General features: G+C 68.1%; 2 protein-coding genes. Both read right to left on the bottom strand.

What is annotated here, in order from left to right; all coding sequences use genetic code 11:
- The coding region (locus AC1D15_RS31480; RefSeq protein ID WP_477829133.1) for a cache domain-containing protein at positions 1 to 1,190 on the bottom strand (1,190 nt) is incomplete at its 3' end.
- A 41-nt stretch (positions 1,191 to 1,231) separates the two neighbouring features.
- Positions 1,232 to 1,555, bottom strand: a 324-nt coding sequence (locus tag AC1D15_RS31475; RefSeq protein ID WP_477829132.1) for a methyl-accepting chemotaxis protein, incomplete at its 5' end; no start/stop codon positions are given.

Genomic DNA, 1,555 nt, shown 5'->3' with positions numbered 1-1,555 from the left:
ACCGCGAAGCCGCGGCCCTGTTCGCCGGCACGCGCGGCTTCGACCGCGGCGTTCAGCGCCAGGATGTTGGTCTGGAACGCGATGCCGTCGATCACGCCGATGATGTCGTTGATCTTCTTCGAGCTGGCATTGATCTCGTCCATCGTCGAGACGACCTGGGCGACGACCGAGCCGCCACGGGCTGCGACTTCAGCGGCCGACGAGGCCAGTTGATTCGCCTGGCGGGCCGAGTCGGCGCTCTGCTTGACGGTGCCGGTCAGCTGCTCCATCGACGACGCGGCCTGCTGCAGGTTGCTCGCCGTCTGCTCGGTGCGCACGCTCAGGTCGTGGTTGCCGGTCGCGATCTCGCCGGAGGCGGTGGAGATGCTGTCGGTGCTCTGGCGCACCTGGCTCACCGTCGTGCGCAGCGAGCGCACCATCTGCGACAGCGAATCCAGCAGGCTGCCCGGCACCGACTGGCTCAGGTCGACCGACAGGTTGCCGCGCGCGACCTCGCCCATCACCGCCACCGCGTCGCTCGGCTCGCCGCCGATCTGGCGCAGCACGCTGCGGGCGATCACGATGCCCAGCGCGCCGATGCCGGCCAGGATCAGCAGCGTGATCAGCAGGCCTTGCACGGCGGTGCTGCGCACCTCGGCATCGACGTCGTCCATGTACAGGCCCGAGCCGACCAGCCAGCCCCAGTTCTTCAGCTGCATCACGTACATCAGCTTGGGCACCGACTCGGTCTTGCCGGGGCGCGGGAAATCGGTCATCAGGTAGGCGCGGCCGTCCTTGCTGGCGCGCAGCACGTCGATCTCGCCCTGGATGATGTCCAGGCCCTTGCTGTCCTTGACCTTGCCGATCATCGGCTGGCCGTCCCATTCGGGCTTCAGCGGGTGCATCACCGCGGAGCCGTCCATCGAGAAGATGTAGAGGTAGTCCTTGGCCTCGGCGCCGTAGCGGGCCACGCGGATCGCGTCACGGGCCGCCTTCTGCGCGTCTTCCTTGCTCATCGTGCCGGCCGCGGCCTTGGCCTCGAAGCCGGCCGCGATGTGGTAGGCGGCCTCGACCGCCGTTACCAGCTGGCCCTTGCGCCCTTCGACGATCTGGCTGCGCATGCGCAGGCTGGACGCGACGGTCAGCAGGATCAGCGCCAGGATCGAGGCGCCGACCAGCAGGCCGATCTTGCGTTTGAAGGACAGGTTCATGGGGGTACCTCGGGTCAAGCGGAAGGGCAACGTTCGGCGACTCAGTGCGCCTGCAACCGGAAGCTGCCGACGGCCTGCGACAGGCGCGCGGCCTGGTCCTTCAGGCTTTCGGCGGCGGCGGCGCTCTCTTCGACGAGCGCCGAGTTCTGCTGCGTCATCTGGTCGAGCTGGGTGACGGCGGTGTTGATCTGGCCGATGCCGTCGCTCTGCTCCGACGATGCGGCGGTAATCTCACCGATGATGTCGCTGACGCGCTGCACCGAGCCGACGATCTCGTTCATCGTCTGGCCGGCGTCCGCCACCAGGCGCGAGCCGGCTTCGACACGGTCGACGCTGGCGCCGATCAGGCCCTTGATTTCCTTGGC

The organism is Rhizobacter sp. P2_H2, assembly GCF_056403375.1.
The sequence above is the reverse complement of the archived record's forward strand: the minus strand, read 5'-3'. Positions and strand labels throughout refer to the sequence as shown.